Annotated in this window: 26 protein-coding genes and 1 pseudogene; 12 read left to right on the top strand and 15 right to left on the bottom strand. The window is 74.9% G+C overall.

Features of this window, described 5'->3' with window-relative positions; translation table 11 throughout:
- Positions 1-201 (bottom strand): cyclic nucleotide-binding domain-containing protein (locus K7640_RS13395; RefSeq protein WP_222955099.1); only part of this gene is annotated, 201 nt, incomplete at its 3' end.
- A gap of 268 nt (positions 202-469) precedes the next feature.
- Between K7640_RS13395 and K7640_RS13390 the strand changes: the two genes are divergently transcribed.
- The 5 genes from K7640_RS13390 (at position 470) to K7640_RS13370 (ending at position 4,196) form a co-directional block, all read left to right on the top strand.
- On the top strand, positions 470-967 hold the full coding sequence (locus K7640_RS13390) for a polyadenylate-specific 3'-exoribonuclease AS (RefSeq protein ID WP_222955098.1): 498 nt from the start codon (positions 470-472) through the stop codon (positions 965-967).
- A gap of 88 nt (positions 968-1,055) precedes the next feature.
- On the top strand, positions 1,056-1,556 hold the full coding sequence (locus K7640_RS13385) for a pyridoxamine 5'-phosphate oxidase family protein (RefSeq protein ID WP_222955097.1): 501 nt from the start codon (positions 1,056-1,058) through the stop codon (positions 1,554-1,556).
- 180 nt (positions 1,557-1,736) lie between these two features.
- Complete coding sequence (locus K7640_RS13380; protein ID WP_222955136.1) at positions 1,737-2,765, top strand: 6-phosphofructokinase; 1,029 nt, start codon at positions 1,737-1,739, stop codon at positions 2,763-2,765.
- 80 nt (positions 2,766-2,845) lie between these two features.
- Positions 2,846-3,694 carry a pyrroline-5-carboxylate reductase gene (gene proC / locus K7640_RS13375; RefSeq protein WP_308042540.1) on the top strand — a complete coding sequence of 283 codons (849 nt, stop codon included), beginning with the start codon at positions 2,846-2,848 and terminating at the stop codon, positions 3,692-3,694.
- 151 nt (positions 3,695-3,845) lie between these two features.
- Entirely contained in the window at positions 3,846-4,196 is a 351-nt protein-coding gene (locus K7640_RS13370; RefSeq protein ID WP_222955096.1) for a DUF2203 domain-containing protein, read from the top strand.
- A 185-nt stretch (positions 4,197-4,381) separates the two neighbouring features.
- On the opposite strand, the gene K7640_RS13365 is transcribed toward K7640_RS13370, so the two are convergent.
- The 3 genes from K7640_RS13365 to K7640_RS13360 are packed head-to-tail and all read right to left on the bottom strand — an operon-like array spanning position 4,382 to position 5,893.
- A complete protein-coding gene (locus K7640_RS13365) occupies positions 4,382-4,696 on the bottom strand; it encodes a sortase domain-bontaining protein (protein ID WP_308042539.1) in 315 nt (104 codons plus the stop codon).
- Positions 4,693-5,025, bottom strand: coding sequence for a hypothetical protein (locus tag K7640_RS30180; RefSeq protein WP_255608963.1), 333 nt, complete (start codon positions 5,023-5,025; stop codon positions 4,693-4,695). Before K7640_RS30180 ends, K7640_RS13365 begins: the two co-directional genes overlap by 4 nt.
- A 1-nt stretch (position 5,026) precedes the next feature.
- Positions 5,027-5,893 (bottom strand): DUF4397 domain-containing protein, encoded by an 867-nt coding sequence (locus K7640_RS13360; RefSeq protein WP_222955094.1) that lies wholly within the window; start codon positions 5,891-5,893, stop codon positions 5,027-5,029.
- Positions 5,894-6,133: 240 nt separating this feature from the next.
- Between K7640_RS13360 and K7640_RS13355 the strand changes: the two genes are divergently transcribed.
- Positions 6,134-6,937 carry an SGNH/GDSL hydrolase family protein gene (locus K7640_RS13355; RefSeq protein WP_222955093.1) on the top strand — a complete coding sequence of 268 codons (804 nt, stop codon included), beginning with the start codon at positions 6,134-6,136 and terminating at the stop codon, positions 6,935-6,937.
- Positions 6,938-7,043: 106 nt separating this feature from the next.
- Here the strand turns inward: K7640_RS13355 and K7640_RS13350 are convergent, their stop codons facing one another.
- Positions 7,044-7,532 carry a glutathione peroxidase gene (locus K7640_RS13350; protein WP_222955092.1) on the bottom strand — a complete coding sequence of 163 codons (489 nt, stop codon included), beginning with the start codon at positions 7,530-7,532 and terminating at the stop codon, positions 7,044-7,046.
- 186 nt (positions 7,533-7,718) lie between these two features.
- Between K7640_RS13350 and K7640_RS13345 the strand changes: the two genes are divergently transcribed.
- Entirely contained in the window at positions 7,719-9,347 is a 1,629-nt protein-coding gene (locus K7640_RS13345; protein WP_222955091.1) for a glycosyl hydrolase family 18 protein, read from the top strand.
- A gap of 262 nt (positions 9,348-9,609) precedes the next feature.
- On the opposite strand, the gene K7640_RS30585 is transcribed toward K7640_RS13345, so the two are convergent.
- The gene (locus K7640_RS30585; protein WP_305072216.1) at positions 9,610-10,497 is read right to left on the bottom strand and encodes a lytic polysaccharide monooxygenase; all 888 of its coding nucleotides are present in this window, start codon (positions 10,495-10,497) and stop codon (positions 9,610-9,612) included.
- Positions 10,498-10,643: 146 nt separating this feature from the next.
- Here K7640_RS30585 and K7640_RS13335 point away from each other — a divergent pair, with 146 nt between their 5' ends.
- Together K7640_RS13335 and K7640_RS13330 are read left to right on the top strand one after the other, a co-directional pair.
- Positions 10,644-12,050 carry a class II 3-deoxy-7-phosphoheptulonate synthase gene (locus K7640_RS13335; protein ID WP_222955090.1) on the top strand — a complete coding sequence of 469 codons (1,407 nt, stop codon included), beginning with the start codon at positions 10,644-10,646 and terminating at the stop codon, positions 12,048-12,050.
- A gap of 71 nt (positions 12,051-12,121) precedes the next feature.
- Positions 12,122-13,141, top strand: a complete 1,020-nt coding sequence (locus tag K7640_RS13330; protein ID WP_222955133.1) for a low specificity L-threonine aldolase — start codon at positions 12,122-12,124, stop codon at positions 13,139-13,141.
- Between the two features lie 126 nt (positions 13,142-13,267).
- On the opposite strand, the gene K7640_RS13325 is transcribed toward K7640_RS13330, so the two are convergent.
- Together K7640_RS13325 and pknB are read right to left on the bottom strand one after the other, a co-directional pair.
- Entirely contained in the window at positions 13,268-14,152 is an 885-nt protein-coding gene (locus K7640_RS13325) for a deoxyribonuclease IV (protein ID WP_222955089.1), read from the bottom strand.
- A complete protein-coding gene (pknB, locus tag K7640_RS13320) occupies positions 14,149-16,131 on the bottom strand; it encodes a Stk1 family PASTA domain-containing Ser/Thr kinase (RefSeq protein WP_222955088.1) in 1,983 nt (660 codons plus the stop codon). The genes K7640_RS13325 and pknB overlap by 4 nt, the downstream gene beginning before the upstream one ends.
- 142 nt (positions 16,132-16,273) lie before the next feature.
- On the opposite strand from pknB, the gene K7640_RS13315 reads away from it, so the two are divergent.
- Complete coding sequence (locus tag K7640_RS13315) at positions 16,274-16,651, top strand: Rv2175c family DNA-binding protein (RefSeq protein ID WP_222955087.1); 378 nt, start codon at positions 16,274-16,276, stop codon at positions 16,649-16,651.
- Positions 16,652-16,815: 164 nt separating this feature from the next.
- Here the strand turns inward: K7640_RS13315 and K7640_RS13310 are convergent, their stop codons facing one another.
- Together K7640_RS13310 and K7640_RS13305 are read right to left on the bottom strand one after the other, a co-directional pair.
- Positions 16,816-17,898: a polyprenyl synthetase family protein gene (locus K7640_RS13310; protein WP_222955086.1), complete on the bottom strand. Its 1,083-nt coding sequence runs from the start codon at positions 17,896-17,898 to the stop codon at positions 16,816-16,818.
- Positions 17,899-17,907: 9 nt separating this feature from the next.
- A complete protein-coding gene (locus tag K7640_RS13305) occupies positions 17,908-19,302 on the bottom strand; it encodes a helix-turn-helix domain-containing protein (RefSeq protein WP_222955085.1) in 1,395 nt (464 codons plus the stop codon).
- A gap of 238 nt (positions 19,303-19,540) precedes the next feature.
- Between K7640_RS13305 and metF the strand changes: the two genes are divergently transcribed.
- Positions 19,541-20,458, top strand: coding sequence for a methylenetetrahydrofolate reductase [NAD(P)H] (metF, locus tag K7640_RS13300; RefSeq protein ID WP_222955084.1), 918 nt, complete (start codon positions 19,541-19,543; stop codon positions 20,456-20,458).
- 43 nt (positions 20,459-20,501) lie between these two features.
- The gene (locus K7640_RS13295) at positions 20,502-21,191 is read left to right on the top strand and encodes a CDP-alcohol phosphatidyltransferase family protein (protein ID WP_222955083.1); all 690 of its coding nucleotides are present in this window, start codon (positions 20,502-20,504) and stop codon (positions 21,189-21,191) included.
- A 62-nt stretch (positions 21,192-21,253) separates the two neighbouring features.
- On the opposite strand, the gene K7640_RS13290 is transcribed toward K7640_RS13295, so the two are convergent.
- From K7640_RS13290 to K7640_RS13270, 5 genes and pseudogenes are all read right to left on the bottom strand, one after another.
- A complete protein-coding gene (locus K7640_RS13290) occupies positions 21,254-22,741 on the bottom strand; it encodes an NAD(P)/FAD-dependent oxidoreductase (protein WP_222955082.1) in 1,488 nt (495 codons plus the stop codon).
- Between the two features lie 11 nt (positions 22,742-22,752).
- Positions 22,753-23,883, bottom strand: coding sequence for a glycosyltransferase family 2 protein (locus K7640_RS13285; protein ID WP_222955081.1), 1,131 nt, complete (start codon positions 23,881-23,883; stop codon positions 22,753-22,755).
- A complete protein-coding gene (locus tag K7640_RS13280) occupies positions 23,880-24,746 on the bottom strand; it encodes a carotenoid biosynthesis protein (RefSeq protein WP_222955080.1) in 867 nt (288 codons plus the stop codon). Before K7640_RS13280 ends, K7640_RS13285 begins: the two co-directional genes overlap by 4 nt.
- Before the next feature lie 86 nt (positions 24,747-24,832).
- Positions 24,833-25,387 (bottom strand): annotated as a pseudogene (locus K7640_RS13275) (GNAT family N-acetyltransferase); the annotation flags it as partial.
- Positions 25,384-26,136: a monooxygenase gene (locus K7640_RS13270; RefSeq protein ID WP_222955078.1), complete on the bottom strand. Its 753-nt coding sequence runs from the start codon at positions 26,134-26,136 to the stop codon at positions 25,384-25,386. The gene K7640_RS13270 and the pseudogene K7640_RS13275, both read right to left, overlap by 4 nt.
- Between the last annotated feature and the right edge of the window lie 63 nt (positions 26,137-26,199).

Raw genomic sequence — 26,199 nt, 5'->3', positions numbered from 1 at the left:
GGTGCGGAACACCGCGACCGCCCCGCGCCGCAGCACGATCAGCGACTCGCCGGGGTCGTTCTCCACGAAGAGCAACTGCCCCTTGCGGTAGGTGCGCGGCACCGCCGCCGCGATGACGCGTTGGCGCACCTCCGGCTCGAGGCCGGCGAACATCTCGACGCCGGTCAGCGCGTCGCCCGGCTCCGGCAGGCGAACCTCCACGGCCCAACCCCTCCCCGGTCAAGGACCACATCCACGCACCGGGTGAACCAGGCAGTCGCCGGTACGAGGTCGACTGAACCGGTCCGGCGTCCGGTAGCGGTACACATCAGATCATGACGGTCCGGTCGCGTGCTGTACACCCCTCAAAACACTTCCGTGACGACCGGCGGTCCGCCCTGACGTGCGGATCCGTCGCCGATGACGGTCGTGGCCGTCGACCCGCGCCCCGCCGTCGGGTCGGCCGGCCCGGTGGGCGAGGATGGCGGGGATGGCCTACCGCTACTTCTACGACTGCGAATTCATCGAGGACGGCCGCACCATCGACCTGGTGTCGATCGGCGTCGTCGACGAGTACGGCCGCGAGTTCTACGCGGTCTCCACCGAGTTCGACGACTCCCGCGCCGTGCCGTGGGTCCGTCGCAACGTGCTGGACCGGCTCCCGTCGCCGGCCGACCGCGCCTGGCGCTCCCGGGCGCGGATCCGCGACGACCTGTACGAGTTCCTGGTCGAGCCGATCCGTGACCGCCCGGGCGAGCAGATCGAGCTCTGGGCCTGGTACGCCGCGTACGACCACGTGGTGCTGGCCCAGCTCTGGGGCTCGATGACCGGGCTGCCGCGGGAGATCCCCCGGTTCACCCGGGAGCTGCGCCAGCTCTGGGACGACCGGGGCCGGCCGAGGCTGCCCGACGCCGAGGCGGAGCGGCACGACGCGCTTGTCGACGCCCGGCACAACCTGGCCCGGTGGCGGGCGATGACCGGCCGCTGAGCGGGTCGCCGTAACTGGCCGGCTGTCCCAGGTTTGACCCGTTCCGTCCCGGGCACCGTCCCGCCAGAGGGACGCGAGGGGGTACGCCATGACCGACGAGTCGACCGCGGCCGACGGCCGCCAGCGGGTGACCGAGCTGATCCGGCAGGCGCGGATCTGCATGCTCACCACCATCGGGGTGGACGGCCGGATGATGAGCCGACCGATGGGGTTGCAGGAGGCCGAGTTCGACGGCGACCTGTGGTTCTTCGCGCACGCCGACTCGGCGAAGGTGCGCCAGATCCGGGTCAACCCGGAGGTGAACGTGGCCTTCTCCGACCAGCGGCACCACGCCTGGGTGTCGATCGCCGGGACCGCCCAGGAGGGCTTCGACCGGGCGCGCGCGGAGCGGCTGTGGAATCCGCTGCTCAAGGCCTGGTTCCCGGACGGCCTGGACACCCCCGGCCTCACGTTGATCAAGGTGCACGCCACCTCGGCCGAGTACTGGGACTCGCCCGGCGGCACGGTGGTCACCCTGTTCGGCTTCGCCAAGGCGGCGGTGACCGGCAAGCCGCCGAAGGTGGGCGAGAACCACGGGGTCGACTACTGACGGGTAGCCGGTCCGCCGGGCGGGACGCGCCGGGCCGCGGTGCCGGCACCCAGCCAGGGCGGCTACAGTTCGCGGTGACGGCCCGCCCCGGGCCGGCAACGGCGCCGACGGTCTGATTCCGACCCATATCCTGGGGCTTGATCCGGGCTTCACCTGATGCTCCAGGAGGATGAGCAGATCATGCGTATCGGCGTGCTCACCGGCGGCGGCGACTGCCCAGGGCTCAACGCGGTAATCCGGGCGGTGGTCCGCAAGGGCGTGGCCACCTACGGTCACGAGTTCGTGGGTTTCCGGGACGGCTGGAAGGGCCCGCTGGAGGGCCTGACGAAGCCGCTGGGCATCGCGGAGGTCCGGGGCATCCTGCCACGCGGCGGCACCATCCTCGGCTCCTCCCGGACCAACCCCTTCAAGATCGAGAACGGCGTCGAGCGGATCAAGGAGAACCTCGCCGCCCAGGGCGTGGACGCCCTGATCGCGATCGGCGGCGAGGACACCCTCGGGGTCGCCACCAAGCTGCACGAGCTGGGCGTCAACGTCGTCGGTGTGCCGAAGACCATCGACAACGACCTGGGCGCCACCGACTACACGTTCGGCTTCGACACCGCGGTCAACATCGCCATGGAGGCGATCGACCGGCTGCACACCACCGCGGAGAGCCACCACCGCACCCTGGTCGTCGAGGTGATGGGCCGGCACGCCGGCTGGATCGCCCTGCACGCCGGCCTCGCCGGCGGCGCCAACGTGATCCTGCTGCCCGAGCGGCAGTTCGACGTCGACCAGGTCGCCGGATACGTCGAGAAGCGCTTCCAGCACCAGTACGCCCCGATCGTCGTGGTCGCCGAGGGCGCCCAGCCGCTGGACGGCCAGATGGTGCTGCACAACCAGGAACTCGACTCGTTCGGTCACGTCCGTCTCGGCGGCATCGGCCAGTGGCTGGCCGAGCAGCTGGAGGCGAAGACCGGCAAGGAGGCCCGCACCGTGGTCCTCGGGCACATCCAGCGCGGCGGCACCCCGACCGCGTTCGACCGGGTGCTCGCCACCCGGCTCGGCCTGCAGGCCATCGACGCGGCGCACGAGGGCGACTGGGGCAAGATGGTCGCGATGCAGAGCACGGACATCGTCCGGGTCCCGCTGGCCGAGGCCACCGCGGAGCTGAAGACCGTCCCGCTGGAGCGCTACGCCGAGGCCGAGGTCTTCTTCGGCAGCTGAGCGGTAAGGAGGGGCCCCCTGTTAACGCCTCGTGCATAGCAGGGGGCCCCGCTTAACAGTCGTCGGACGAGGAGGCGCGGGTGGTCGGCGAGCGGACCGACAGGGGTGGGTCGGCAGCGGGCGGGCACACGGTCGCGGTGATCGGCGCCGGCAAGATCGGCGAGCTGATGCTCTCCGGGCTGCTGCGCTCGGGTTGGCCGGTGGAGCGGCTGCTGGCCACGGCCCGCCGCCCGGCCCGCGCCGAGGAACTCGCCGCCCGCTACGGCGTACGGGTGGTGGACAACCTCACCGCGGTCGACGAGGCGGCGGTGCTCGCCATCTCGGTCAAGCCGCAGGACGCCGGCGCGCTGCTGGACGAGATCGGCGCCAAGGTGCCGGCCGACAAGCTGGTCATCTCGCTCTGCGCCGGCCTGCCCACCAGCTTCTTCAACCGTCGGCTGCCCGACGGCACCCCGGTGGTGCGGGTGATGACCAACACCCCGGCGCTGGTCGACGAGGCGATGACCGCCATCTCCGCCGGGGCGCACGCCACCGGCGCGCACCTCGCCCTCGCCGAGGAGATGTTCACGCCGCTGGGCGCCACCATCCGGGTGCCCGAGTCGCAGCAGGACGCGGTGACCGCCCTCTCCGGTTCCGGCCCGGCGTACTTCTACCTGCTGGTCGAGGCCATGGTCGACGCCGGCATCCTGCTCGGCCTGCCCCGCCAGGTGGCGCACGAGCTGATCGTGCAGACCGCGATCGGCTCGGCGGTCATGCTGCGCGACTCCGGGGAACACCCGGTCAAGCTGCGCGAGGCGGTCACCTCGCCGGCCGGCACCACCATCTCCGCCGTCCGAGAGCTGGAGAAGCACGGCGTACGCGCGGCGCTGCTGGCGGCCCTGGAGGCGGCCCGCGACCGGGCCCGCGAACTAGCCGCCCAAGCCGACTGACCGCTGGCCTGCCGCATCCCTCGATCGTTGGCAGCGGAGCAGCACGACACGCCGAGGCGGCAACAGCTGAGCCGCCAACGATCAACGGGTGCGGGCAGCTGCCGCGTCTGCCGGCCGGCACGCGGTGGGCTGAGTGCCCCATACTGCTCGGGTGTTCACTCTCGCCCAGTCGCGACACCTGGTGGCGACCCTGCGCCCGCGGATCAACGAGCTGATCCGGATCCGCGCCGACCTGGCCGAACTCCGGGCGGACCTGGCCGACCACGGGATGAGCGTGCTCGGCGGGCTGCCCGAGGTGAAGGCGCTGGAGGCCCGGCTGCACGGCGTCCTGGACGAGCTGCACGAGCACGAGATCCAGGTCAAGGGGATCGCCCCGGTGCTGCTGGACTTCCCCGGCGAGCGGGACGGCCGGGCGGTGCTCTGGTGCTGGCTGGAGGGGGACAGCGACGTGCGCTGGTACCACCGGGCCGAGTGCGGCTTCGCCGGCCGCCGCCCGATCTGACCGGCCCGGCGCACCGGGCCCCGGCCGCCGTCGAACAGGGACCGGCGCACCGGGCCCCGGCCGCCGTCGAACAGGGACCGGCGCACCGGGCCCCCGGCCGCCGTCGAACAGGGGCCAGCGCACCGGGCCCCGGGCGCCGTCGGGCGGGGGTCAGCGCGCCGGGCCGGGCCTAGATCGAGGAGCGGTCAGCGCGCCGCGGAGTCGGGGAACAGGTCGCCGGTGGCCTCGGCGACGGCGAGCACCACCAGGTTGTCCCGGTAGTGCCGGGCCCGCCGGTCGAAGTCGCCGGCGCAGGTGATGAGGCGCAGCTCCGGGCCGGGCGTCGGGCCGTACACGGTGGTGGTGGGGAAGTTGTCCTTGCCCACCACCAGCGTTCCGGTGACCCGGAACGCCACCGGGACGCCGCCCCGCCACACCTCGATCCGGTCGCCGGGACGCAGCTCGGCCAGGCGCGCGAAGACGGCCGGGCCGTCCACCGAGTCGACGTGTCCGGCGATCACCGCCGGGCCGGGGTCGCCGGGGCCGGACCGCCGCCGTACCAGCCGGCCTCGGCGAAGTCGGCTGGCGGCACCAGCGCCCCGGACCGGTCCAGCCCGAGCACCGCCAGCCGCGAGTCGAGGCCGATGCGCGCGACGCGTACCCGGGTGGGCTGGCCCTGGGGGCGGCGGACCGTGGGGTCGGCCTCGGCCCGGCACCCGTCGGCGCAGCCGGCCACCCACCGGCCGGCCGGGGCCGGCGGCGACTGCGCCACGGCCCCGCACCCGGCGGTCAGGCAGAGCGCCGCGACCAGCCCGGTGGTCCGGCGACCCCCCCAGTGCCGCCGGACCACGTCATCCCCGCCCCGCTCGGGGCCGCCGGCGGACCAGCAGCACACCCGCCACCACGGCCGCCGCGAGCAGGCCGCCGGCGATCATCGGGTACGCCCCGACGCCCGCCCCGGCCGAGCCGCCCGCGCCGGTCTCCACCCCTCCGGTGGGGGCCCGCGAGCCGCCGCGCGCGTCCTCGCGCAGCTCGGTGACCAGCCCGCCGCGCTCGGCGTCCAGCACCAGCAGCGAGTAGACCGCGCCCCGGGCGAGGGTGACCTCGGCCTGGGTGCTCGGACCGTTGGCGCCGGCCAGCCGCAGCCGCCACCGCCCCGGCTCGACCTCGCGGTAGTCGGTGGTGGTGGCGAACCGGACGGCGTCGGCGATCGCCGGCCCGTCGGCGGCGGCGACGTCGAGCACCGGGGTACGCACCGACGCCTGCACCACGCGCACCTTGGCCCGCCCGGCGGCGGGGGCGCTGAGATCGTCGGTGAGCACCCGCAACCCGAGGTCGGCGTGCCGGCCCACCCCGGCCACCGTGTACGCCCGGCCGGCGGTCACCGAGACCTCGGTGGTGAGCACGGGTGGCTGGTCGGCGGGGGCGCCCGCCGTGCGCATCGCCACCGCGTACCGGCCCGCCGGCAGCGGCAGGTACTGCGACACCACCCCGTACGCCACGGCGGGGAAGCGGCGGGGCTGGTCGGCGTCCGGCGCGGACAGGTAGACGTCCACCGCCGGGGTGTCGGGGGACAGGTGCGCCAGCCGGACGTACCCGACGGTGGCCGGCGCGGCGGCGGCCGGGCCGGGCCCGGCGACGACGCCCGACGCGGCGCCGAGCAGGAGCGCGCCCGCGACGGCCAGTAGCCGGCACGGTCTGAGCAGGGGGAGCGGCATCTCACCTCCGACGTGGTCCGGGGGGCGGTGCGCCCCGCCCGCCCCAGGGTCCCGTCCACGGGACTGTGGCGCAAGTCGACCGCCCGGTACGTCGGGTTCCTGACCGCGGCGGTCGCCGTTTGGTGGATGTTGCAGCGAATTATCTCTATGGGCGGTGGGCGGAAAACCGCAGGCTACCGCCGGGTACGATCTTATTGATATCAATCTCCCACCACCACTTCCCACCCCCAGGAGTGCCCCGTGCGGAGATCCCGTCTCGTTACCCTCGCGCTGAGCGCGGCGACGTCCCTCGCCGCCACGCTCGCGCTGGCCGCCCCCGCCCAGGCCGCCCCCACCGACAACTACGTCGCCCTCGGCGACTCGTACGCCTCCGGCGTCGGCGCCGGCAGCTACACCTCCGAGAGCGGCTCCTGCCAGCGCAGCACCAGCGCCTACCCGGCGCTCTACAACACCGCGGTGCGGCCGGCCTCGTACCGCTCGGTGGCCTGCTCCGGCGCCCGCACCACCGACGTCATCAACAACCAGCTCTCCGCGCTCAGCGCAAGCACCACGCTGGTCAGCGTGACCGTCGGCGGCAACGACGTCGGCTTCGCCAACATCATGACCACCTGCGTGCTCTACGGGGAGTCGCAGTGCGTCGCCGCCGTGCAGGCCGCCCAGGACAAGGCCCGCGCCGACCTCGCCCGCCTGCTCGGCAGCGTCTACAGCGGCATCCGGAGCCGGGCGCCGTCGGCCCGGGTGGTGGTGGTCGGCTATCCGGTCTTCTACCAGCTCGGCACGGTCTGCGTCGGGCTCAGCGCCACCTCGCGGGCGAAGATCAACGAGGGCATCAACCTGGTCGACGACATCACCCGCAGCGCCGCCCAGGCGGCCGGCTTCGCGTTCGCCGACGTCCGGTCGATCTTCGTCGGGCACCAGCTGTGCAGCTACGGCGACAAGTGGCTGCACGCCCTGAACATCACCAACATCGGCATCTCGTACCACCCGACGGCGGCCGGCCAGTCCGGCGGCTACTACCCGGTGTTCCGCAACGTCGCCGGCTAGGTGCAAGGAGGGTGCCCTTGTTAACGCCTCCGGTAGAGGAGGGGCCCCCTGTTAACAACCGCCGCCGCGGAGCCGGGCAGTGCGCCCGGGCTCCGCGGTCGGTGCGTCAGGCGGGCAGAACCTTGTCGATCGCGCCGCGCAGCTCGGGGGAGTCGGGGGCGACCTGCGGGGCGAACCGGGCGGCCACCGTACCGTCCGGCGCGACCAGGAACTTCTCGAAGTTCCACCGCACGTCGCCGGTGTGCCTCTCGGCGTCCGGGGTGGACGCCAGCGCGGCGTAGAGCGGGTGCCGCCCGGGGCCGTTGACCTCCACCTTCTCGGTCAGCGGGAAGGTCACCCCGTAGTTCACCTCGCAGAACTCGGCGATCTCGGCGGCCGTGCCGGGCTCCTGGCCGGCGAACTGGTTGCACGGCACGCCGAGCACGGTCAGGCCCCGGCCGGCGTACTCCTCGGCGAGCGCCTGGAGGCCGGCGTACTGCGGGGTGAGGCCGCAGCGCGAGGCGACGTTGACCACCAGCAGGGCGCGGCCACGGTACTGCCCGAGGTCGGCGGGGCCGCCGCCGAGGGCCTCGATCTCGATGTCGAAGACGGTCATGCCGCGAGGCTACGCGCCCGTGCCCGGCCTGGCCGCGCCGGTGGCGTGGCGTGTCCCGGTCCGGTCCGCGGCCCTCGTCGGGGGCGAACCATAAATCGACGCATGCACATCTTGACGAAGTGATGACGCCGTGAGTAGCGTCTCTGCAAACATCTGGAAAGTTTCCTAACTATTAGGGGAGGCGCCATGAAGAGATCGCTCCGCCGAGCCCTCTGGGCCGGTGGCGCCGCGGTCGCCCTGGCGGTCGCGGCCGTCCCGGTGGCGACCGCGGCCGCCGCCGGCAGCGTGACCGCCACGTTCACGAAGGTGCAGGACTGGGGGACCGGTCACGAGGCGCGCGTGACGGTCACCAACGGCACCAGCGCCAACGTGGACACCTGGCGCATCGAGTTCGACCTGCCCTCGGGCACCGCCGTCGGCAGCTTCTGGGACGCCGACGTCACCCGCAGCGGCAACCACTACGTCGCGGTCAAGAAGAGCTGGGCCGGCCCGCTCGCGCCCGGGGCCAGCTTCAGCTGGGGCTACAACGGCACCGGCCCGTACTCCGGGCCGTTGAACTGCACGGTCAACGGCGCGTCCTGCGGCGGCGGCACCCCACCGCCCACCACCGCGCCGCCGACCACCACGGCGCCACCCACCACGGCCCCGCCGACCACGCCGCCCCCGACCACCCCGCCGCCCACGACCCCGCCGCCGACCGGCGGGAAGAAGGTGGTCGGCTACTTCGCCGAATGGGGCGTCTACGGCCGCAACTACCACGTCAAGAACATCCACACCAGCGGCTCCGCCGCCAAGCTCACCCACATCCTGTACGCCTTCGGCAACACCACCGGCGGCCGGTGCACCATCGGTGACAGCTACGCCGACTACGACAAGGCGTACACCGCGGCGGACAGTGTGGACGGCGTCGCCGACACCTGGGACCAGCCGCTGCGCGGCAGCTTCAACCAGCTGCGCAAGCTCAAGAAGATGTACCCCAACCTGAAGGTGCTCTGGTCCTTCGGCGGCTGGACCTGGTCGGCCGGCTTCACCCAGGCCGCGCAGAACCCGGCCGCGTTCGCCGACTCCTGCTACGCGCTGGTCAAGGACCCGCGCTGGGCCGACGTCTTCGACGGCATCGACATCGACTGGGAGTACCCGAACGCCTGCGGCCTCCAGTGCGACAGCAGCGGCCCGAACGCGTTCAAGAACGTGGTAAACGCGCTGCGGAGCAAGTTCGGCGCCAACTTCCTGGTCACCGCGGCGATCACCGCCGACGGCAGCAACGGCGGCAAGATCGACGCGACCGACTACGCCGGCGCGGCGGCGAACCTCAACTGGCTGATGCCGATGACGTACGACTACTTCGGGGCGTTCAACGCGCAGGGGCCGACCGCGCCGCACTCGCCGCTCTACTCGTACACCGGGATCCCGCAGCAGGGCTTCTGGTCCGACGCGGCGATCCAGAAGCTCAAGTCCAAGGGCGTGCCGGCCAACAAGCTGCTGCTCGGCGTCGGCTTCTACGGCCGGGGCTGGACCGGCGTGACCCAGACCGCCCCGGGCGGCAGCGCCACCGGCGCGGCACCGGGCACGTACGAGGCCGGCATCGAGGACTACAAGGTGCTCAAGAACACCTGCCCGGCCACCGCGACGGTCGGTGGCACGGCGTACGCCAAGTGCGGCAGCAACTGGTGGAGCTACGACACCCCGGCGACCATCGGCGGGAAGATGAGCTACGCCAACACCCAGGGACTCGGTGGCGCGTTCTTCTGGGAGCTCTCCGGAGACACCAGCAACGGTGAGCTGATCAGCGCCATCCGGGGCGGTCTCGGCTGAGCCGAGCGCCGACGCACCATCCCACCCGACGGGGAGGGGCCGCTCCGGCCCCTCCCCGTCCGCGCGCCCCGGGTGTAAGGAGGGGCCCCCTGTTAACGCATTCGGTAGAGGCGGGGCCCCCTGTTAGCACCCGCTGCGGCGTCCACACCCCTGCCCCCGCAACAGCGGGAGGCGGGCCTGAGTGCGGCGCCGGCGGAGAGCGGGTGTTAACAGGGGCCCCCTGCTATGCAGAATGCGTTAACAGGGGGCCCCTCCTTTCAGCTCAGAGCCAGAGGGCGGGGACGTTGGGGGGTTCCCAGCCGACCAGCGAGGTGTGTGCCTGGCGGCACTGCCAGACGCGGCCGGCGTAGCTGACCCGCGCGCCCACGGCGTACGGGGTGTTCGGCTGCCACGCGGGCGCGGTGCCGGTCGGCGACGGGCTGGGCGGGGTAGGCGTGGGGCTGGGCGGGGTCGGCGTCGGGCTGGGCGGGACGGTGGGGCTGGGCGACGTGGTGGGGGAGGGCGTGGTGGTGGGCGTAGTGCCGCCGAAGGTCACGTCGGAGCAGGTGTAGAAGGCCTCCGGGCTGTCCGAGCGCTGCCAGATCGAGTAGATCAGGTGCCGGCCGGTGCGCTGCGGCAACCGGGCCGCCATCCGGTACGCCCCGTCGGTGAGCGCCGGGTCGGTGGCGGTGTGGAACAGCTCCAGGTCGGCCCAGCGCAGCGGGCCCGTCGGGTCGTAGCCGGTGCGGGTGACGTACAGCTCGAAGGTGCCGCGGTGCGGCGCGGTGGCCCGGTAGGCGAAGGTCCAGGTGCCGCCGGAGGGCAGTGCGGTGGCCGGCCAGTCGGCGCGGGCCAGGTCGAGGCCGCGGTACTTGTCCCGGTTGGCGCTGCACAGCCGGCCGTCCGGGATGAGCTGGCGGTGCCGCCCGGCGGCGTCGGCGATGTTCACCTCGTTCCAGTCGTACAGGGCCTGGGTGCCGCCGGCCGCCACCGCCGCCCGGCAGGCGGGCGAGGTCGGCGACTCCGGCCCCTCCAGGAAGCAGGCGTACGGGCGGCTGACCGGCGACTGCATCGAGCCGTGCGCGCCGGCGGAGTCGACCAGGGTGAGCGACAGGAGCAGCGGGGCGGTCCCCACGGCGGCGACGGCGAGGCCGAGGCGTCCTCGTTTCATCGAAACCTCCAAATCAGTTAACAAACTTAACTAAAGAGTGTCGACGAGGCGGCCGGGAAAGGCAACCATCGATGGCTTGCTCCCATCTGCCGGTATGGCAACCCTCGAGGTCAGGTTCCGGATGCCGTCGCCGTACGCTTTCTGTCATGCGCCATGAGTGGCATCAGTTGAGCTACCCCGCGGTGGGCAGCCCCGCCCTGCAGACCAGCCGGCCGACCGTCGACTCGGCGGAGGACGCCGCCCTCGGCCTGGACCGGTGGCGCGAGCTGCCCCGCGCGCAGACCCCGCCGTGGCCCAACCCGGCCGAGGTCGCCGAGGTGTGCAAGGTGCTCGACACCGTCCCGTCGATCGTCGCGCCCTACGAGGTCGACCAGCTGCGGCAGAAGCTCGCGCTGGTCTGCGAGGGCAAGGCGTTCCTGCTCCAGGGCGGCGACTGCGCCGAGACGTTCGCCGACAACACCGAGAGCCACCTGCTGGCCAACGCCCGCACCCTGTTGCAGATGGCGATCGTGCTCACCTACGGCGCCTCGCTGCCGGTGGTCAAGGTGGCCCGGGTCGCCGGGCAGTACACCAAGCCCCGCTCGCTGCCCACCGACGCCCGTGGGCTGCCCGCGTACCGGGGAGACATGATCAACGGGCTGGAGGCCACGCCGGAGGCCCGGGTCGCCGACCCGCAGCGCATGATCCGGGCGTACGCCAACTCGGCGGCGGCGATGAACATGCTGCGGGCGTACCTCGGCGGTGGGCTGGCCGACCTGCACGCCGTGCACGACTGGAACAAGGGCTTCGTGCGCAACTCCCCGGCGGGAGAGCGCTACGAGGCCATCGCCCGGGAGATCGACCGCGCGCTGGCCTTCATCCGCGCCTGCGGGATGACCGAGGAGGAGGCGCTGCGGACGGTCACCCTCTACTGCTCGCACGAGGCCCTCGCGCTGGAGTACGACCGCGCGCTGGCCCGGGTGTCGGGCGGCCGGGCGTACGGGCTGTCCGGGCACTTCCTCTGGATCGGCGAGCGGACCCGGCAGATCGACGGGGCGCACATCGACTTCATCTCCCGGATCGCCAACCCGATCGGGGTCAAGCTCGGCCCGACCACCACCCCGGACGAGGCGCTCGAGCTGTGCGAGAAGCTCAACCCGGACAACGTCCCCGGCCGGCTGACCCTGATCAGCCGGATGGGCAACCACAAGGTGCGCGACGCGCTCCCGCCGATCGTCGCCAAGGTCACCGCCTCCGGCGCCAAGGTCGTCTGGCAGTGCGACCCGATGCACGGCAACACCCACGAGTCCTCGAACGGCTACAAGACCCGGCACTTCGACCGGATCGTCGACGAGGTGCTCGGCTACTTCGAGGTGCACCGCGGCCTGGAGACCCACCCCGGCGGCCTGCACGTCGAGCTGACCGGCGAGGACGTCACCGAGTGCCTCGGCGGCGCCCAGGGCATCGAGGACCTCGACCTGCCCGACCGGTACGAGACCGCCTGCGACCCCCGGCTGAACACCCAGCAGTCGCTGGAGCTGGCCTTCCTGGTGGCGGAGATGCTCCGTGGCTGAGGCGAGGAGTGAGCTTGCGAGCCCCGCAGTCGGCGGCCGAAGGGATGACAGTGGCTGACGCGAGGAGCGAGCTGGTCGACCTGCGTTCGGACACGGTGACCCGGCCCACCGCCGGGATGCGGGAGGCGATGGCCACCGCCGAGGTCGGCGACGACGTGTACGGCGAGGACCCGACGGTCACCGCGTTGGAGGCGGAGGTCGCCGCGCTCTTCGGGCACGAGGCGGCGCTGTTCGCCCCGACCGGCTCGATGGCCAACCAGATCGCCCTGCAACTGCTGGTGCCGCCCGGCGACGAACTGCTCTGCGACGCCGACGCGCACGTCGTGACGTACGAGATCGGGGCCGCGGCCGCGTACGGTGGGATCTCCTCGCGGACCTGGCCGGCGGTCGGCGCGGACCTCGACCCGGACGTGGTGGCGCAGCTGGTGCGGCCGGACGGCTACTTCGCGGTGCCGACCCGGGCGATCGCGGTCGAGCAGACCCACAACCGGGGTGGCGGCGGGGTGATCCCGCTGGGCGTGCTGCGCCGGCTGCGGGGGGTCGCCGACGAGCACGGGCTGGCGCTGCACTGCGACGGCGCCCGGATCTGGCACGCGCACGTGGCCGACGGGGTGCCGCTGGCCGAGTACGGTGCGCTCTTCGACACCCTGTCCGTCTGCCTCTCCAAGGGGCTCGGCGCGCCGGTCGGCTCGCTGGTGGTGGGCAGCGCGGAGCGGATCGCCCGGGCCCGGGTCGTCCGCAAGCGGATGGGCGGCGGGATGCGGCAGGTCGGCGTCCTCGCCGCCGCCGGCCGGTACGCCCTGGCGCACCACGTGGCGCGGCTCGCCGCCGACCACGCGAAGGCGGCCCGGCTGGCCGAGGCGATCGCCCCGTTCGGGGTGCTCGCCGGGCCGGTCCGGACCAACATCGTCCCGCTCGACCTGACCAAGCACCCGCTCGACGCGCGGCGGTTCGCCGCCGCCGCCCGCGAGCGCGGCGTCCTGGTCTCGGTGCTGGGCCCGAACACCGCCCGCCTGGTAACCCACCTCGACGTCGCCGACCCGGACATCGACCGCGCCACCCAGTCCCTGACCCAAACCCTCCGCGCCTGACCCCACCCCCGCCCCCGCGTGCCGCACGCCGGCCCCTCCCGCGTTGATCATGAAGTTTGCGTCGTGGATCGCCCGGAACTCGACGCAAACTTCATGATCAGCGCAGCCCAGGGAGGGCGGGGTGGGTCAGGGGTGGAGGCGGGTGAGGGTGGCTATGTCGGCGGCGTGGCCGACGTGCTTCTCCGTCGGGGTTTCCACGACGACGGGGATGCCGGCGGTGGCGGGGTGGCGCATCAGCTCGGCGAAGGCCGGTTCGCCGATGGTGCCCTTGCCGATGTTCTCGTGCCGGTCCCGGGTGGAGCCGCACAGGTCCTTCGAGTCGTTCGCGTGCACCAGCTTGAGCCGGTCGGCGCCGACCGTGGCCACCAGGGTGTCCAGCGTCGCGGTCATCCCGCCCTCGGCCGCCAGGTCGTGCCCGGCCGCCCAGGCGTGGCAGGTGTCGAAGCAGACCCCCATCATCGGGTGCCGCTCCACCGCGTCCAGGTACGGGCCCAGGTGCTCGACCCGGGAGGCCAGCGACCGGCCGCCACCCGCGCTCGGCTCCACCAGCAGCATCGGCCCCCCGACGGCGGCCGCCTCGTCGAGCAGCGGCAGCAGGCTCTCGCGTACCTGCCGCATCGCGGTCTCGGCGTACCCGGCGTCCACCGCGCTGCCGGCGTGGAACACCACGCCCCGGGCGCCGATCGCGCGGCCCCGGCGCAGCGCGTGGGCCAGCGTCTGCGCCGACCGCTGCACCGTGGCCGGGGTGGGTGAACCGAGGTTCACCAGCAGCGACGCGTGGATGTAGACCGGCACGCCCCGCTCGTCGCAGCCGTCGCGCAGCAGCGCGTCCTGGGCCGGGTCGCCGGGCGGCAGGGCCCAGCCCCGGGAGTTGGAGACGTAGACCTGCACCACCCGGGAGTCGGCCGCGTCGACGTACGGCAGGACCGCCCGCGCCAGGCCCCCGGACGTGGGGGTGTGCGAGCCGACCGGCCGGTGGGCGGCCGGCGCGGCGGGGGCCGGGCCGGTCACAGGCAGCCGATCGTGACCGGGGTGCCCGGGGGCACCTGCGCGTTCTCGCCCGGGTTCTGGAACCGCACGGTGCCGTTCGGGTTGAACTGCACGTTGACCGGGAAGCCGAGGCCCTGGAGCTGCTGCTGCGCCTGCGGGCACGGCAGGTCGATCACGCGGGGCACCACCACGGCGGGCGGGCCCTTGCTGACCTCCAGCTTGACCTGCGCGCCCTTCTCGACCCCGGTGCCGTCGGCCGGGCTCTGCCCGAGGATCTCGTCCTTGGGCTTGTCGGAGTCCTTGTACGTCTCGACCGGCTCCAGCCCGAGCTGCGCCAGCGCCGCCCGGGCGTCGTTGACGTTCTTGCCGACCAGTTGCGGGACGCTGATCGGCGCCCGCCCCTTGCTCACCACCACGGTGATCTTGTCACCCGGCTTGACCTGCGCGTTGGCCTTCGGGCTGGTTGCCACCACGACGCCCTTGGGCAGGTTGTCGTGGTAGCGCGGGGCGCCCTTGACCACCACCAGCCCGGCGCTCTTGAGATCCGAGTCGGCCAGCGTGAAGTCCTTGCCGATCACGTCGGGCAGCGGGAAACGCTCGGGGCCCAGGGACAGGGTGAGGGTGATCGTGCCGCCCTTGAGGATCCGGCCGGCCGAGGCGGGGTTCTGCCCGATCACCTGGTCCTTGGGGGCCTTCTCGTCGTACCGCGCCGGGGCGTACTCGAGGTTGAAGCCGGCCTCGGCGGCCCGCGACTCGGCGTCGGCCTTGCTCATGCTGACCAGCTGCGGGGCGACCGTGTACCGGCCCACCCCGAACCACCAGCCGCCCAGCGCGGCGAGCAGGCCGAACACCACCACCACGGCGGCGATGCCGAGCCGGTTCTGGCCGTCGCCGCCGCCCATCCGGCCGCGCAGCGCGGCCAGCTTGCCGCCCAGCGCGGAGCCCTGCGGCGCCGCCCGGCGCCGGTGCGGCGGCTGGGCCGGCGCCTCGGGCAGCCGCGCCCAGGCCGGCCGCTGGGCCGGCTGCACCGCGGCCACCACCATGGTCGGCTCGGCCACCGGCTGGTCGTCGCTCACCCGGCGCAGCACCGCGGTGTGCGAGTTGTCCGGCGTGCCCAGGCCCTCCCGTGCGGTCTGCACCTCGCTGAGCAGCGCGCCCGCGTCGGTCGGCCGGGCACCCGGGTCGCGGCGGGTGGCCCGCGCGACCAGCTCGTCCAGCTCGCGGGGGAGCCCCGGCACGAGCGTCGAGGGCGCCGGCACGTCCCGGTCGACGTGCTGCCAGGCGATGTCCACCGGCCGGTCCCCGTCGTACGGCACCCGGCCGGTGAGCATCTCGAACAGCACGATGCCCGCCGAGTAGACGTCGGTACGGGCGTCCGCCCGGCCCTCGGTGACCAGCTCGGGCGCCACGTACGCGACGGTCGCCATCAGCTGGTTGCCGTTCTCCTCGCTGGCCTCCACCGCCCGGGCCAGCCCGAAGTCGGCCACCTTCACCACGCTGTCGACCAGGTTGGCCGGCCCGCCGGTGGGGGCCTCGGCGACCAGCACGTTCTCCGGCTTGACGTCCCGGTGCACCAGCCCGGCCCGGTGCGCGGCGGCGACCGCGGCGAGCATCTGCTCGGCGATGGCCAGCGCCTCCTCCGGGTTGAGCCGGCGCCGCTCGGCCAGCACGTCACGCAGGGTGCGGCCGCGGACGTACTCCATGACCAGGTACGGCAGCCCGGCGTGGTTGCCCTGGTCGTAGACCGCGACCACGTTCGGGTGGGTCAACCGGGCGATGGTCTTCGCCTCGTCGGTGAACCGCGCCACGAAACCGGCCAGCCGGGCCGGCGACTCCGGTGCCTGGCTCGGATGAATGATCTTGACCGCCACGGTGCGCTCGAGGCGCTCGTCGGTGGCGGTGTACACGGTCGCCATGCCGCCACGCGCGACGCGACCGCGAATGCGGTAGCGCCCGTCGATCAGCGAGCCCAGCAACGTGTCGGCGACCTGTGTGTCCATCGGCAGGCAGTCTATGTGTCGGAGGCGTGAACGTTGAACAGGATGCTACAGCCGAGGGTCCGGCACGCCTGTCCCGCCGCGCTGACGCAGGTCACGGGGGTGCCGGTGGTGGCCCGCCGGTGGCACGTGGCAGGGTGGTCAGGTGACCGATTCCGTGCCCTCCGGGCAGCCCGCCGCCGCGGGACCCGCCGACCCGGCCGCCTGGCTGACCCTGCCGGACGTGGCCGAGCGCCTCGACCTGTCGATCAGCAAGGTGCACCAGATGATCCGGGACCGGGAGCTCGTCGCGGCGCGCCGCGACGGCGTCCGCCGGATCCCGGCCGATCTCGTCGCCAACAAGCAGGTACTCAAGCACCTGCCCGGCGTGCTGAACCTGCTGGCCGACGCCGGCTATGACGACGAGGCGGCGCTGCGCTGGCTCTACGAGGAGGACCCCACCCTCCCCGGCACGCCGGCCGCCGCGCTCGCCGGCGACCAGGCCCGCGAGGTCAAGCGCCGCGCCCAGGCCCTCGGCTTCTGACCCCGCGCGGGCCGGGCCGGCGTCGCGCAGGCCGGGCGGCGTCGGCCCGACATGCGGCATGTCGCGCGGACCCCATTGGCCGGGCGGCCCGGAATGCGGCATGTCGGGCTCTTCTGCGGATCTCCGCGCCCCACGGGGGAGCCGCGCCCCACGGGGGAGCGAGGTCAGAGGGTACGGCGGGTGGCGGCGATGGCCAGGTCCACCAGGGCCTGGCGGGCCTCGGTCTCCAGGTCGACGGTGCCCAGCGCGCCCAGCGCGGTCTCGGTCAGCGCGGCGATCCGCTGCTCGGTGCGCGCCAGCGCCCCGCTGGCCGTGATCAGCTCCCGCAGCCGGGCCACCCCGGGCTCGTCCAGCTCCGGGTCGCCGAGGCGGGCGAGCAGCAGCTCCCGGCCCGCCTCGTCGGCCGCCGCCACGGCCGCCGCCACCAGGTACGTCCGCTTGCCCTCGCGCAGGTCGTCCCCGGCCGGCTTGCCGGTCTGCGCCGGGTCGCCGAACACCCCGAGCACGTCGTCGCGGAGCTGGAACGCCTCACCCAGCGGCAGCCCGTACGCCGAGTAGGCGGCGCGGACCGCCTCCGGCGCGTCGGCCAGCGCGGCACCGAGCAGCAGCGGCCGCTCGACCGTGTACTTCGCCGACTTGTAGCGGGCCACCTTGCCGGCCCGCTCCACCGAGATGTCCCCGGTGGCCTGGGTGAGCACGTCGAGGTACTGCCCGACGGTCACCTCGGTGCGCATCTCGTCGAAGACCGGCCGGGCCCGGGACACCGTGCGCGGGTCCAGGCCGGCGGAGTGCAGCAGCTCGTCCGACCAGACGAGGCACAGGTCGCCGAGGAGGATCGCCGCGGCGTCGCCGAAGCCGTCGGCGTTCCCGCCCCAGCCGGCCCGCCGGTGCCGGGTGGCGAACCGCCGGTGCACCGCCGGCTCGCCCCGCCGGGTGTCCGAGCGGTCCATCAGGTCGTCGTGGATCAAGGCACTGGCCTGCACGAACTCCAACGCGGCCAGGGTGCTCACCACCTGGTCCGAGTCGACCCCGCCGGCACCCCGGTAACCCCAGTACGCGAAGGCGGGCCGTAACCGCTTGCCGCCGCCCAGCACGAACCGTTCGATCGCCTCGGCCACCGGCGCGAGGGCATCGTCCACCCCCCGCATCCAGGTGCGCTGCTGGGCGAGGAACTCGGCGAGGGCCTTGTCCACCCGCTGGCGCAGGCCGGCGCGGTCGACGGGGGACACGGGAGCGGCGTCGGTCACGCCACGACGCTAGCCGGTCGCCGGGGCGCCCGCCGCATCCCGGGGCCGGCGGATCGGTCGAGGTGGGTCGGCGCGTCGGCCACCCGGACCTGGCCGGCCGGCCATCGGCGCGCGGCGGGGCAGCCAGGGCCGGGCCGCGGCGGCGAGCGCGTCGTGTCGGCGTACCGCCGGGTCGTCGGCCCGCCCGGCCAGCCGGCGGCGCACCTCGGCCAGCTCGCCGACGGCCCGCGGCGACCCGGCCCGGACGGCGTCGAGCAGCGCGGCCCCGGCCACGGCGCAGGCCGCCTCCAACTCGCCGAGCTGGAGGTGGCCGCGGGCCAGCCAGGCGCCGTAGACGGCGGCGGCGCGCGGCCGGGCCGCCCGGCGGGCGGTGCGCAGCAGCGGCACGCCGGCGCCGGCCCGGTCGAGCGCGACAAGCGTGCGCCCGGTCATCGCGGCCAGCTCGGCGGCGTCCAGCCAGTAGAGCCAGGGCGGCTCCCGGTCCGGCTCCGGCGCGACGGTCACGCGCCGGGCCGCGTCGAGCGCCGCGCCGGCGGCCCGGCGCCGCCCGCCGAGCGCGGCGGCCAGTGCCACCCGGTGCAGCAGCAGGGCGCGCAGCCCCGGGCTGGCCGCCCGCCGGGCGCCGGCGTATCCGGTGCGGGCCAGCAGCAGCGCGCCCGCCGGGTCGCCCGCGCCGGCCAGCAGGTGACTGGCCGAGCCGAGCACGTGCCCGGCCAGCGCCCGGTCCCCGGCGGCCGCCGCCGCCCGCAGGCCCAGCCGGTACGCGGCCAGCCCGCCGGCCGGGTCGCCCGCGTCGGCCGCCAGCCACCCGGCGAGCTGGGCCGACTCGGCCAGCACCGGCAGCAGCCGACGGCGCCCGGCCGGGCCGGCCCCGGACAGCCGGCGCACCGCCCCGCGCAGCCGGTACGCCCCGAGCGGCGCCAGGTCGGCCCCGCCGGCCAGGTCGTCCCACCGGCGCAGCTCGGCCAGCCCGGGCGCCCGGTCGAGGAGCTGGGCGGGCGGCTGACCGGCGGGCGTGCCGTCGCCGACCTGGGCGGGCAGTTGGCCGGCGGTCGGCGCGGCGAACAGCCCGCCGCCCGGGTCGGCCAGCCAGCGCCGGGCCACCGCGAGCAGCGCCGCCCGCGGCCGGGAGCCGACCCGCGCCCCGGGCGGCGGACCCGGGTGCCGACCGTGCGCCGCCGCGTCGGCGAGCAGCCCGGCCGGCACCCCGAGCACGGTGGCCAGCCAGGCCAGCCAGAACTCGCCGGGCAGCCGCAGGTGGCGCTCCCACCGGGAGATCTCGTGCCGGGTCAGGGTCGGCACGCCGGCGGCGGCGCACAGCTGCGCGGCGAGCCGCTGCTGGCTCCAGCCGCGGGCCGTCCGGAGCTGGGCCAGCAGCGTCCCGAGCGGCGGGGGCGGGGTCATCGGTCCTCCGAAAGGCGTCGGCGCGGCGGCGCCGACCGTCCCGAGTACGGACGCGCGTCGCCGATCGGTGCTGATGACCCCCGGGTGACCCCCGCGCGTGCCCCTGGCCGGCCCGGCCGGCCGACCTCGCGCTGCCCCCAGTGATATCCCAGGGGTACGACGCCCCCGCCCGACACGGCCCGCTCCGACGGGTGGGAAGGTCGTCGGCACGGGGCGTCCGGGCGGCTAGAGTCGGGGCGTGGCGCTCGGTCTTCCCTCCGTCCTCCCCAATCCCCAACCGGCGATCGGGGAGCTGATCCGCGACGGTCAGCCGACGTTCTCGTTCGAGTTCTTCCCGCCCAAGACCGAGCAGGGCGAGCGGCTGCTCTGGCAGGCCATCCGCGAGCTGGAGTCGCTGCGCCCCTCGTTCGTCTCGATCACCTACGGCGCGGGCGGGTCGACCCGGGACACCACGGTCGCGGTCACCGAGCGGATCGCCACCGACACCACCCTGCTGCCGATGGCGCACCTGACGGCGGTCAACCACTCCGTCGCCGAGCTGCGCAACGTGATCGGCCGGCTGGCCGGCGTGGGGGTGCGCAACGTGCTGGCCGTGCGGGGCGACCCGCCCGGCAACCCGGGCGGCGAGTGGGTCCCCCACCCGGAGGGCGTGCAGTACGCCGAGGACCTGGTCCGCCTGGTGCGCGACGCCGGTGACTTCAGCGTCGGGGTGGCCGCCTTCCCCTACAAGCACCCGCGCTCGCCCGACGTGGCCAGCGACACCGAGCACTTCGTCCGCAAGTGCCGGGCCGGCGCCGAGTTCGCGATCACCCAGATGTTCTTCGACGCCGACGACTACCTGCGGCTGCGCGACCGGGTGGCCGCCACCGGCTGCGACACCCCGATCCTCGCCGGAGTGATGCCGGTGACCCAGCTGAGCACCATCGAGCGGTCCGTGCAGCTCTCCGGCGCGCCCTTCCCGCCCGCCCTCGCCGAGCGGTTCGAGCGGGTGGCCGACGACCCGGAGGCGGTGCGCCGGCTCGGCATCGAGCAGGCCAGCGAGATGTGCGCGCGGCTGCTCGACGAGGGCGTCCCGGGCATCCACTTCATCACCCTCAACCGGTCCACCGCGACCCGCGAGGTGTGGCAGCACCTGCGGATCGGGGCGCGGGTCTGACCCCGGGTTCGCGACACCTGGACGCTGCTGCGACGGTTGACCGGTGGTGGGCACACAACTGAGCTGGGACGAGTACGCCACCGCCTGGGCTCGGCTGCACGGCGGGTTCGACCCGCGGGTGGCGGCGCCGGTGGTCCGGAGCTGGCTGCGCTTCGCGTACCACGTGGGTTTCATCCTGGGCCGGCTGCGGGTGGGCCCGACGGCGGTGACCGCCGTGGGGGTGCTGCTCTGCTTCTGCGTGCCGCTGTTCGCGGTGCGGCCGGGAAACGGGCCGTTCGTGGCGGCGCTGTTCGTGCTGGCCGCCGCGGTGGCCGACAGTGTGGACGGCGCGGTCGCCGTGGCCACCGGCCGGACCACCCGCCTCGGTTACGTCTACGACTCGCTCGCCGACCGGCTCGGCGAGGTGGCCTGGCTGGCGGCGTTCTGGCTGCTGGGTGCGCCCGGCGCGCTGGTCGTCGCGGGTGGGGCGCTGTCCTGGTTGCACGAGTACGCCCGGGCCCGGGCGGTCGCCGCCGGCATGCGGGAGTTGGGCGCGGTGACCGTGGGGGAGCGGCCCACCCGGGTCTGCGTGGCCCTGGTCGGGCTGCTGCTGGTCGGGGCGAGCGGCCTGATCGCCGCCGACCTGACCGCCGGGACCAGCACCATGGTGACCGCGGTGTGGGTGCTGCTGGCCGGCTTCGGGCTGGGCCAGCTGCTCTCCGCGATCCGCCGCGCCCTGGCCGACGCCGGCTGACCCGCGCGAGGTGTTAAGAGGGGGCCCTTCCTATACCGCAGGCGTTAACAAGGGCACCCTCCTTACCCCCAGGCCGGGCCGATCTCCTCGGCGACGATCTCCGCGGAGAGGGTCACCATCGGCAGCCCGCCGCCCGGGTGGCTGGAGCCGCCCACCAGCCACAGCCCGCGCGCCGGCCCCCGGTTGGCCGGCCGGAGCAGCCCGCCGGCGGTGCCGTAGATCGACCCGCCCGGCGCGGCGGCGGCGGTGGCCAGGTCGGCCGGGGTACGCACCTCGCGGAAGAGCAGCCGGTCCCGGACGTCCACGCCCCGCTCGGCCAGCACGTCGAGGATCCGGTCGGCGTACGCCTGCGCGAGCCCCGGCCGGCGCCAGTCGACCGCGCCGGCGGCGGTGCCGTGCCGGGCGGCGTTGACCAGCACGAACCACGCCTCGTGCCCGGCCGGGCGGGCCGCCGGGTCGTCGGCCACCGTGACGAAGACCGTCGGGTCGAGGGCCGGCCGGGCCCGCACCCCGCGCCCCGGGTCGCCGAAGACCGCGTCGAACTCGGCGTCGTAGTCGCGGGGGAAGAAGACGTTGTGGTGGGCCAGCCCGCTGTCGCCACGCACGCCGAGCAGCAGCACGAAACCGGCCAGGCTCCGGTCGGTGAGCCGGGCCAGCCGGCGCGGGTGGGGCAGCAGGTCACGGTAGAGGGTGAGCGCGTCCACGTTGGCCACCACCACGTCGGCGGGCAGCGGCGCGGCCGTCCCGGCGAGGCGTACCCCGTGCACCCGCCCGCCGGCGGCGTCGATCCGGGTGACCGCGGTGTCGGTGCGGACCACCACGCCCAGGTCCAGGCAGCGGGTGAGCAGGGCGTCGGCGAGGCTGCCCAGCCCGCCGCGCAGGTACCAGCCGCCGTAGGCCAGCTCGGCGTACGGGACGGCGACCAGCGCGGCCGGGGCGCGGCGCGGGTCGGCACCGGTGTAGGTCGCGTACCGGTCGAGCAGCATCCGCAGCCGCGGGTCGGCCAGGTGCCCGCGGCCCAGGCCGCGCAGCGTCCGCCCGGGGGCGATGGCGGCCAGGTCACCCAGCCGCCAGGCCAGCGCGGCCAGGTCCCGCGGCGAGTCGACGCTGCGCCGCAGGATGTCCCGGTGCGAGGCCGCCCACACCCGCTCGGCCCGCCGCCACAGCCGCCGCCAGTCGGCCGCCGCGCGGTCGCCGAACGCGGCGCCGATCCGGCCGGCGAACCCGTCCGGGTCGGCGCACGAGTCGAGGGTGGACCCGTCGGGGAAGACGTGCCGCACGATCGGGTCCAGCGGCACCAGGTCGAGATATTCGTCGAGCTTCGCGCCGGTCGCCTCGAACAGGTCGTGGAAGACCTGCGGCAGGGTGAGCAAACTCGGCCCGGTGTCGAAGTGGAACGACCCCTCGGCGGTGTGGTGGGCGTACCGGCCGAGCTTGCCGCCGACCGTGCCGGCCTGTTCGAGCACGGTCACCTGATGTCCGGTGGCGGCCAGCCGGGCGGCGGTGGCCAGCCCACCCACGCCGGCGCCGACGACCACGATCCGCGCCATGCCGCGCCCCCTTAGCTGACCGGGCGACCGCGCCAGGACAGGCGGCGCCGCTTCCGCAGATGGTACGACCGCAGCGTCAGCCAACCGAGGACCACGACCGACACGGGGTGTGCCAGCGCGTCGGGCCAGGCCCGCCCGCCGGTCGCCCGGGCGCAGACCACCCGCCCGGCGACGCCCGCCAGGTAGGCCAGGAACGCGGCGCCGGCCACCGCCGGCGCGCCGGCCGCCAGCGCCGCCACCGCCAGCAGCGGGGGAGCGGAGTAGAGCAGGAGCAGCAGGGTCAGCACCAGCGCCGCGGCGCTCGGGTGCCCGAACGAGGCCCACAGCGACTTCGAGTAGCCGTCGCGCAGCTGCGGCCAGTCCTCGTACATCCGGCAGGAGGCGAGCCGCGCGCCGTCGGCCAGCGCGATCCGGCCGCCGGAGCGCTTCACCGCCCGGGCCAGCTCGATGTCCTCCAGCACCTTGTCGGCGACCGCCGCGTGCCCGCCGGCCCGCAGGTACCCGGCCCGGTCCACGACCAGGAACTGCCCGCCGGCCGCCGCCAGCGACGGCCGCGGCGAGCGTTCCATCGCCCGCAGCGGCAGGAAGGTCAACCACAACCACTGCAACAGCGGCTGCACCAGCCGGTCAGCCGCCGTCCGCACCACGATCCGGGGGTACGCGGACAGCAGCGCCGCCCGCGCCGCGCGCAGCTCGGCCACCGCCGCCGCGACGGCGTACGGGCTGAGCACCACGTCGGCGTCGACGAAGGCGAGCACGGTCGGGGCCGGGTCGGTCCGGGTGGCCAACTGCCAGCAGGCGTGCGGCTTGCCCAGCCAGCCCGGCGGCGGGGCGACCCCGGTGAGCAGGGTGACCCGTGGGTCGCCGCCGGCCACCGCCCGGACCACCTCGGCGGTGCCGTCGGTCGAGCCGTCGTCCAGCACCACGATCCGCAGGTCGGGCACGCCCCGCTGGGCGAGCAGCGCGCGCAGGCAGGGGGTGACCCGGTCGGCCTCGTCGCGCAGCGGCAGCAGCACCGCGACCGGTTCGCCGACCTCGACCGGCCCGTCGGGCGGCCGGCGCAGCCAGCGGGTGGCGTTCACCCAGGAGTGCCCGGTCAGCGCGACCACGCCGACCAGCAGGACGAGGGCGGCGGTGGTCATCGGGTCGCGTCGGCCTCGGCGGCCGGTGCCGGCACCGGCCGGGCCCGGTCGGTCCGGGCGGCGCGACCCCGGGCGAGCGTCACCGCCAGCGGCACGGCGACCACCGCCATGCCGGCCGCGCCCCACAGCGCGGAGGCGGGCAGGTCGAGGAAGACCGCGTGGGCCAGCACGCTGGAGGCGTACGTCCACAGGTAGAGCGCGTACATCGGCCGGTCGGCGGGCCCGGTGCGGCCCACCGTCGGACCGGCCAGCGGGCGCAGCGCCGCCATCACCAGCACCCCGAAGAGCAGCCAGCCGAGGTAGTTGCTGACCGGGATGCCGGGCAGCCCGGGCAGCGCCGGGGTGGCGTCGAGCCAACGCCAGTGGCCCTCCGCGACCATCTGCGGGTCGAGGAAGAGATCCCAGGCGGCCAGCCCGACCGCGCCCAGCGCGACCCGCGCAAGGAAGGGCCCCTTGTTAACGCCTCCGGTAGAGCCGGGGCCCCTTCTTAACACCTGAGTGAGCCGGACCGCGGCCAACCACGCCGGCCACGCCATCCAGGTCCAGGCCAACGGGATGATCAACGGCACCCCGGCCAGCTTCGGGCCGAGCTGCCCGGAGTAGTCGTAGCTGCCGAACGGGAAGCCGGTGGCCACGCCGAGCGCCTCGATCGCGAAACCGCCCCCGGTGGCCACCGCGACCAGCGCGACGGCGGCGCGCGGGCCCCGGCTGAGGGCCGCGTGGGTCACCGACAGCAGCCAGCCCAGCACCACCGTCGCCACGGTGAGCCGGTTGCGGGTGACCCCGCCGGTCAGCGGGTAGCAGATCTGGGCGAGGACCAGGACGGCCAGCAGCGCCCAGGGCAGCAGCCGCCGGTGGCTCACGGCGTGCCCGGCCCGGGCCGGCCGGCGGGCGGGTCGGCGGGCGGGCCGGCGGCGCCGAAATGATCACGCCGGCCAGCCGGCCCGGGCCGGCCGGCGCCCGCCGGCTCCAGCGGCAGGTCCCGGCCGAGCACGCCGAACGGGCGCTCGTCGCCGGGGAAGTGGAAGTGGCGCAGCAGGTCGACGAAGCCGAACCGGCGGTAGAGCCGCCACGCCCGCGACCGCTGCTCGTCGGCCTCCGGGGTGGAGAGCAGGGTGGTGTCGCCGTCGGCCAGGTCGAGCAGGGCGCGCAGCTGGCGGGCGCCCAGGCCGTGCCCCTGGGCGGGCGGCCGGACGTGCAGCTCCACCACCTCGAAGCAGTTGCCGAGCCAGCGCTTGCGGGCCGGCGGGTCCAGCGCCCGGGACACCTGGTCGTGCCACCACTGCCCGGCCGCGCCGAGGTAGCCGTACCCGAAGCCGGCCAGGTGCCCCTCGGAGGTCAGCCCGGCCACCGCGCGGAAGCCGGGGCGGCGGACGTGGGTGGCGATGTAGCCGCGCCGGGCCTCCAGCAGGTCGGCACGGTAGCCCATCGCCTCGCCGTAGACGGCCACCACGTCGTCCAGCCGTCGGACGAGATCCTCCGGCGTCCACCGGACCAGCCTCATGCGTGCCCCTTCGTTCCCACGCCGTCCGCGCCGGACCAGCCCAGCACCGAACGGTCGCCCACCACGTCGCGCACCTCGAACCGGGCGAAGAGCTCCTCGGCGTACCACCCCTCGGTCGGGGTGCGGGCGATCGCGGCCCGGTGCTCCGGGTGACGGTACGCGAACGCCACGAGGTCCGCCGCGTCGCGCCACACGCTGACCGTGCCCTGCCAGCCCAGCGGCGCCTCGCCCACCCCGAACCGGGCCAGCAGCCCGGGCGCGGCGTGCAGCGCGGCGGCCACCGGCGGGACGGCCCGCCAGAAGGTGACCGCCCGCGCCGGACGCAGCCGGGCCCGGGTCAGCGCCAGCACCGGGCCGTCGACCCGGCCCCCCGGCGGGTCGCCGAACGGCCGCCGGCCGGACCACTCGCCCCGGCTGGTCAGCGGGCGCAGGTCCAGGCGGGCCGAGGCGCGGGCGACGCGGGCCCAGGAACGGCCGACCGGCGTGGTGTCGAAGCCGGCCGCCGCGGCCGGCGAGTCCCAGACCAGCAGGGCGGCCCACCGGGTCAGGTCGGCGTCGCCCGGACCGAACCCGGTGCCGCTGCCCGTGCCCAGCAGCTTGCCGAACCGTACGCCGGGGAGGCGGCGCAGCCGCGGCGGATGCGCCGCCATCCGGGTCAGCACCCGGGGCAGCGCCGCCCGCGACGTCCGCCACACGTGCAGGGTGACCAGCTCCGGAACCGGCCCGCCCGGCTCACTCCTCGCGCTCACGGTGCCGTCTTCGGTTCGCGACTGCGGGGCTCGCAAACCCGGCTCGCTCCTCGCGCTCACGGT

The sequence above is a fragment of the Micromonospora sp. PLK6-60 genome (assembly GCF_019890675.1).
Lineage (GTDB): Bacteria > Actinomycetota > Actinomycetes > Mycobacteriales > Micromonosporaceae > Micromonospora.
The sequence above is the reverse complement of the archived record's forward strand: the minus strand, read 5'-3'. Positions and strand labels throughout refer to the sequence as shown.

Coding starts and splice junctions, on each gene's coding strand:
- K7640_RS13390 (WP_222955098.1), top strand. CDS start 470: ATGGCCTACCGCTACTTCTACGACTGCGAATTCATCGAGGACGGCCGC.
- K7640_RS13385 (WP_222955097.1), top strand. CDS start 1,056: ATGACCGACGAGTCGACCGCGGCCGACGGCCGCCAGCGGGTGACCGAG.
- K7640_RS13380 (WP_222955136.1), top strand. CDS start 1,737: ATGCGTATCGGCGTGCTCACCGGCGGCGGCGACTGCCCAGGGCTCAAC.
- K7640_RS13360 (WP_222955094.1), bottom strand. CDS start 5,893: ATGCCGCTCCCCCTGCTCAGACCGTGCCGGCTACTGGCCGTCGCGGGC.
- K7640_RS13350 (WP_222955092.1), bottom strand. CDS start 7,532: ATGACCGTCTTCGACATCGAGATCGAGGCCCTCGGCGGCGGCCCCGCC.
- K7640_RS13345 (WP_222955091.1), top strand. CDS start 7,719: ATGAAGAGATCGCTCCGCCGAGCCCTCTGGGCCGGTGGCGCCGCGGTC.
- K7640_RS30585 (WP_305072216.1), bottom strand. CDS start 10,497: ATGAAACGAGGACGCCTCGGCCTCGCCGTCGCCGCCGTGGGGACCGCC.
- K7640_RS13335 (WP_222955090.1), top strand. CDS start 10,644: ATGCGCCATGAGTGGCATCAGTTGAGCTACCCCGCGGTGGGCAGCCCC.
- pknB (WP_222955088.1), bottom strand. CDS start 16,131: ATGGACACACAGGTCGCCGACACGTTGCTGGGCTCGCTGATCGACGGG.
- K7640_RS13305 (WP_222955085.1), bottom strand. CDS start 19,302: ATGACCCCGCCCCCGCCGCTCGGGACGCTGCTGGCCCAGCTCCGGACG.
- K7640_RS13290 (WP_222955082.1), bottom strand. CDS start 22,741: ATGGCGCGGATCGTGGTCGTCGGCGCCGGCGTGGGTGGGCTGGCCACC.
- K7640_RS13285 (WP_222955081.1), bottom strand. CDS start 23,883: ATGACCACCGCCGCCCTCGTCCTGCTGGTCGGCGTGGTCGCGCTGACC.